Here is a 5,482-nt window from a genome sequence, read left to right as displayed (position 1 = left end):
CCCGGGCCGCCGCGCGCTACGCCCGCAAGCACGGTCATCCGGCCAAAAACAACTACGGGTCGTCGTTATTCGCGGTGTCGGCCGCCGACGGCCTGCGCTGGGCCGCCGGCACGGGCGCCGCGGTGGCCGCATTTCCCCGCTACCACCCCCGATGGGCGTGGTGGCTGACGTCGGTGCCGGTGCTGCGCGAGTTCCTGGTCAGCAATCTCGTGCTGGTACTCGTACCCCGAGAATGAAACATGTTCTCGTTTTGCGTCCGCTTGGGTAGGGTGGCGCCATGACCGACGTGAAGACCGAATACGACAAACTTTTCATCGGCGGCAAGTGGACCGAGCCGTCGACCTCGGAAGTCATCGAGGTGCACTGCCCGGCCACCGGTGACTACGTCGGGAAGGTGCCGCTGGCCGCGGCGGCCGACGTCGACGCCGCGGTGGCCGCCGCCCGCGCCGCCTTCGACAGCGGGCCGTGGCCCACCACGCCGCCGAAGGAACGCGCGGCCGTCATCGCCAAAGCGCTGCAGCTGCTCGAGGAGCGCAAGGAGCAGTTCGCCGCGCTGCTGGCCGCCGAGACCGGCCAGCCGCCGATGACGATCGAGACGATGCACTGGATGGGCTCGATGGGCGCGATGCAATTCTTCGCCGGCCCCGCCGTCGACCAGGTCAAGTGGCGGGAGATCCGCAACGGCTCCTACGGGCAGACCATCGTGCACCGCGAGCCGATCGGGGTCGTCGGCGCGATCGTGGCCTGGAACGTGCCGCTGTTCCTCGCGGTCAACAAGCTGGGCCCCGCCCTGCTGGCCGGCTGCACGGTGGTGCTCAAGCCGGCCGCCGAAACCCCGCTGACCGCAAACGCTTTGGCGGAGGTGTTCGCCGACGCCGGCCTGCCCGAGGGCGTGTTGTCGGTGGTGCCCGGCGGCATCGAGACCGGGCAGGCGCTGACGTCCAACCGGGACGTCGACCTGTTCACGTTCACCGGCAGCTCGGGCGTCGGCAAGGAGATCGGCCGCCGCGCCGCGGAGATGCTCAAGCCGTGCACGCTGGAGCTCGGCGGGAAATCTGCGGCCATCGTCCTCGAGGACGTCGACCTGGCCGCGGCGGTCCCGATGATGGTGTTCGCCGGGATCATGAACACCGGGCAGGCCTGCGTGGGCCAGACCCGGATCCTGGCGCCGCGCTCGCGCTACGACGAAATCGTGGACGCCGTCAGCGCTTTCGTCCAAGCGCTGCCGGTCGGGCCGCCGTCGGACCCGAACGCCCAGATCGGTTCGCTGATCTCGGAGAAGCAGCGCGCCCGTGTCGAGGGTTACATCTCCAAGGGCATCGAGGAGGGCGCGCGGCTGGTGTGCGGCGGCGGCCGTCCCGAGGGCCTGGACAACGGATTCTTCGTGCAGCCAACCGTTTTCGCCGACGTCGACAACAAAATGACGATCGCCCAGGAGGAAATCTTCGGGCCGGTGCTGAGCATCATCCCCTACGACACCGAAGAGGACGCGATCAAGATCGCCAACGACTCGGAGTACGGCCTGGCCGGCAGCGTGTGGACCACCAACGTGCCGCGGGGCATCGAGATCTCGGAGAAGATCCGCACCGGGACCTACGCGATCAACTGGTACGCGTTCGATCCCTGCTGCCCGTTCGGCGGTTACAAGAACTCGGGCATCGGCCGCGAGAACGGCCCCGAGGGCGTCGAGCACTTCACGCAGCAGAAGAGCGTGCTGATGCCGATGGGCTACACCGTCGAAAGCTGAGGCGCCTAGCGCCACCCTGCGCCGAGCGTGTACTCGCCGCGAAATTTTGACGACGATTTTTCGCGCCGGGTACACGCGCGGCCTTTTCGCCCGCGCGCCCGGCGGCGCCCCGGCGATCCGGGTGGGACGGTGGCCCGCGGGCCCTAAGGGTTATGCAATAGGACATAAAAATGCGGTCGCCAGGAGCAGCTCCGGCTGGCGCTGTGACGGCCCCCACTCCGCGTTTATCGAGTTGCTCGACTTAGTTAGGGAATAAAAGTTGCTTACTTGACCGATGTCTTATATGCTTCTAAGCATAATCATGGGCCGCACTCAGGCCGGGAGAAAACAATGTGGATCATCGAACTCAACATCGCCGGCTACCAGTTCACGCGCGAGATGCCCGACCTGAAGCGCCGCCCCTTCCGATTCGGGCCGCGTAACATGCACTGGCCGGTACCGCGGCACTCACACGCTGCATGACGCTCGCCACGGGAGGTACGACAGTGCCGACTAGCACCGACGCCAAGGCGGAACCCACGCCGACCAAGCGCTGCGATACGCGCAAGAAGATGCTCCTCAGCGCGGCCGAGGTGATGCGCGAGCGCGGGGCCGCCGGGGTGACCATCGACGAGGTGCTCGCCCGCAGCGGCGCGCCGCGCGGCTCGGTGTACTACCACTTTCCCGAGGGCCGCAATCAGATCCTCGCCGAGGCGCTGCGCTACTCCGGCGACTCCGTCACCGCCATGATCGACGACGCCGCCGGCTGGGGCGCCAGGGCCCTGCTGCGCGAGTTCGTCGAATTCTGGGAGCGCCTCCTGACCACGAGCGACTTCGCCGCCGGATGTGCCGTGGTCGCCGCGGCGATCGGCTCCGACGACGCCGACCCCAAGCTGTCCGCCGAGGCGGGCGCCATCCTGGGTCGGTGGTGTCAGGCATTGACGCGGGCGTTTGCCAACGACGGCTTCGACGACGCCGATGCGGCGTCGCTGGCGGTGATGTCGATCGCCGCCCTGGAAGGCGCCGTCGTCCTGTCGCGTTCGACGCGCAGCACCGACCCACTCCGCCAGGTGGGCGAGCAGCTCGAATTCCTGATCAAGGCAAGGGAATTCGTGATCCGCAACGGAATCCCCGGCTAGCGCCGGCCGGCGCCCGGCGGGCACCCAGCGCCGTCCCGGCCTCGCCGAGGCTCCCGCGCGGACATTTGCTGGCAAATCCGGCCTGCGCTTGCCGACCGCACGTTACGATTTGCTCCTCAACACGGGCTCGGCGCCGGCTACCGTCTGGGCGACGCCGAGCCGCACTGTGCCGGAGGTGCGGAAATGTCTTTCGTGATCGCGCAACCCGACCTGGCCGCGTTGGCCGCCACGGACCTCGCGGGGATCGGTTCGACGCTCAGCCAGGCCAACTCGGCCGCGGCGGCCCAGACCACCGAGGTGCTGGCTGCCGGCTCCGACGAGGTATCGGCAGCCGTGGCCGCGCTCTTTGCCGATCACGGCCAGGCCTACCAGGCCGTCAGCGCCCGGGTGGCGGCGTTTCACGACCAATTCGTCCGGGCTCTCAACACGGGCGCGGCCGCCTACGCCGGCGCCGAGGCGGCCAACGCCGCGGCGGCGGCGAACCCGTGGCAGGCGCTGCAGCAAGACGTGCTGGCCGCGGTCAACGCACCCACCCAGGCGCTGCTCGGCCGCCCGCTGATCGGCAACGGCGCCGACGGCCTGCCCGGGACCGGACAGAACGGCGGCGCCGGCGGGCTCTTGTACGGCAACGGCGGCAACGGCGGGTCCGGCGCGCCCGCAACCGGGGGCGGTTTTGGGGGGCCGGGCGGTAACGGCGGGCCCGCCGGGCTGTTCGGCAATGGCGGCGCCGGTGGCGCCGGCGGGCCCGCGGTCTTCCCCGAGTCCGCCGGCCCCGGTGGCGCCGGCGGCACCGGCGGCTGGCTGTTCGGCAACGGCGGGCCCGGCGGCACCGGCGGGTTCGCCGTGGCCTCCACCACGGGTGGGGGGGGCGGACGGGGCGGGGACGCCATCGGATTGTTCGGCAGCGGCGGCGCCGGCGGCGACGGTGGTTCCGGTCGGGTCAACGACGCGGCGAACAGCATTGCCGGTGCCGGCGGCCAGGGGGGACACGGCGGGCTGCTGCACGGTGACGGCGGCCACGGCGGCAACGCCGGAGTCGCCACCCGCGGCAACAGCGGAGGCAACGGCGGGGCGGGCGGGATGTTCAGCGGCAACGGCGGCGCCGGCGGCAACGGCACGGAAGGCAATCCCACGTTGGGCGGCGGCTCCTACGCGGGCGGCGACGGCGGCTCGGCCGGCCTCATCGGCAACGGCGGCGCCGGAGGGACCGGCGGTTCCGCCACCCTGACGACCGCGTTCGCGGATGGTGGAATCGGCGGCAACGGCGGCAACGGCGGCAGCCTGTTCGGCCATGGGGGTCACGGCGGCGCGGGCGGGCAATCCGCCTACGGCAACGGCGGCGTCGGGGGCGCCGGCGGCAACGCCGTCGGGCTGTACGGGGACGGCGGGGACGGCGGCAACGGCGGCCAAGGCCTCGGCAAGGGCGGTTTCGGCGGCCGCGGCGGCAACGCCGGGCTCACCGGTAACGGGGGCAGGGGCGGCGACGCCGGCTTCGGCTACACCTTCACCGGAGCGCTGGGCGGCGACGGCGGGAACGCCCAGCTGATCGGCAACGGCGGCGACGGCGGCACCGTCGGCGGGATCGGCGGTGGCGGAGGCCTGCTGCTCGGCGTGCCGGGGGCCGACGCGCCGTAGCGCGCGCAATCTCACCCTGCGCTTCGGGTAACCGCGCTACGATCTTGCCCATCGACGGGGGCTTTGCCGGAGGAGCGGAATGTCTTACGTCATCGCGCAACCCGACCTGGTGGCGGTAGCTGCCACGGATCTGGCGGGTGTCGGTTCAACGCTGAGCCAGGCCAACTCGGCCGCGGCCGCCCAGACCACGCAGCTGGTGGCGGCCGGCGCCGACGAGGTGTCGGCCGCGGTGGCCGCGTTCTTCGGCGCACACGCCCAGGACTATCAGGCCGTGAGCGCCCGGGCGGCGGCGTTCCACCAGCAATTCGTCCAAGCCCTCAACGCGGGCGCCGGCGCCTACGCGGGGGCCGAGGCGGCCAACGCCGCGGCGGTCGCCAACCCGTGGCAGGTCGTGCAGCAGGACATCCTCAACGCCATCAACACCCCCACCCAACTGCTGTTGGGCCGCCCGCTGATCGGCAACGGCACCAACGGCTTGCCGGGCACCGGCCAGAACGGCGGGGCCGGCGGCCTGCTGTGGGGCAACGGCGGCGACGGCGGATCGGGCGCGGCCGCTACCGCCTCCACCCCCGGAGGAAAGGGCGGCAACGGCGGTCCCGCCGGGTTGTTCGGCCACGGCGGCGCCGGCGGGGCCGGCGGCGTGAGCAACGTCGACAACAGCGCCGGCAGCGGCGGAGCCGGCGGGTCCGGCGGCCTGTTGTGGGGCAACGGCGGCCCGGGCGGCGCGGGTGGCGCCTACAACGGCACCATCGTCCGTGGCGCCGGAGCCGGGGGCGCGGGCGGCGACGCGGTCGGGTTGTTCGGCAACGGGGGGGCCGGCGGGGCCGGCGGCCTGGCCACCGACGCCGTGTTTGGCGACGGCGCCGGTTCCGGCGGGCACGGCGGGCACGGCGGGTTGTTGAACGGCAACGGCGGCGCCGGTGGAGTCTCGGGCGCCCAAGGCTCCGTCCCCGGTACGGGCGGTGACGGCGGCGCCGGCGGG

The 5,482-nt window shown here is 72.0% G+C and carries 4 protein-coding genes and 1 pseudogene; all 5 read left to right on the top strand.

All coding sequences use genetic code 11. From position 1 onward, the window contains the following. A pseudogene (locus A5673_RS01780) lies at positions 1-236 on the top strand (SAM-dependent methyltransferase); the annotation flags it as partial. Positions 237-277: 41 nt separating this feature from the next. Then, positions 278-1,747, top strand: coding sequence for an aldehyde dehydrogenase (locus A5673_RS01775; RefSeq protein ID WP_068226789.1), 1,470 nt, complete (start codon positions 278-280; stop codon positions 1,745-1,747). Between the two features lie 551 nt (positions 1,748-2,298). Next, positions 2,299-2,865: a TetR/AcrR family transcriptional regulator gene (locus tag A5673_RS01770; protein WP_068226790.1), complete on the top strand. Its 567-nt coding sequence runs from the start codon at positions 2,299-2,301 to the stop codon at positions 2,863-2,865. Between the two features lie 183 nt (positions 2,866-3,048). Beyond that, entirely contained in the window at positions 3,049-4,500 is a 1,452-nt protein-coding gene (locus A5673_RS01765) for a PE family protein (protein ID WP_068226788.1), read from the top strand. A gap of 79 nt (positions 4,501-4,579) precedes the next feature. Further along, on the top strand, positions 4,580-5,482 hold a 903-nt coding region (locus tag A5673_RS01760), incomplete at its 3' end, for a PE family protein (protein WP_156747762.1).

The sequence above is a fragment of the Mycobacterium sp. E3198 genome, from assembly GCF_001667015.1.
Classification (GTDB): domain Bacteria; phylum Actinomycetota; class Actinomycetes; order Mycobacteriales; family Mycobacteriaceae; genus Mycobacterium.
Note: the sequence above shows the minus strand (reverse complement) of the source record. Positions and strands in the feature narration are given on the sequence as shown.

What these genes read in the sequence shown, in the direction of transcription:
- A5673_RS01775 (WP_068226789.1), top strand. Translation starts at nt 278, where the DNA reads ATGACCGACGTGAAGACCGAATACGACAAACTTTTCATCGGCGGCAAG.
- A5673_RS01770 (WP_068226790.1), top strand. Translation starts at nt 2,299, where the DNA reads ATGCTCCTCAGCGCGGCCGAGGTGATGCGCGAGCGCGGGGCCGCCGGG.
- A5673_RS01765 (WP_068226788.1), top strand. Translation starts at nt 3,049, where the DNA reads ATGTCTTTCGTGATCGCGCAACCCGACCTGGCCGCGTTGGCCGCCACG.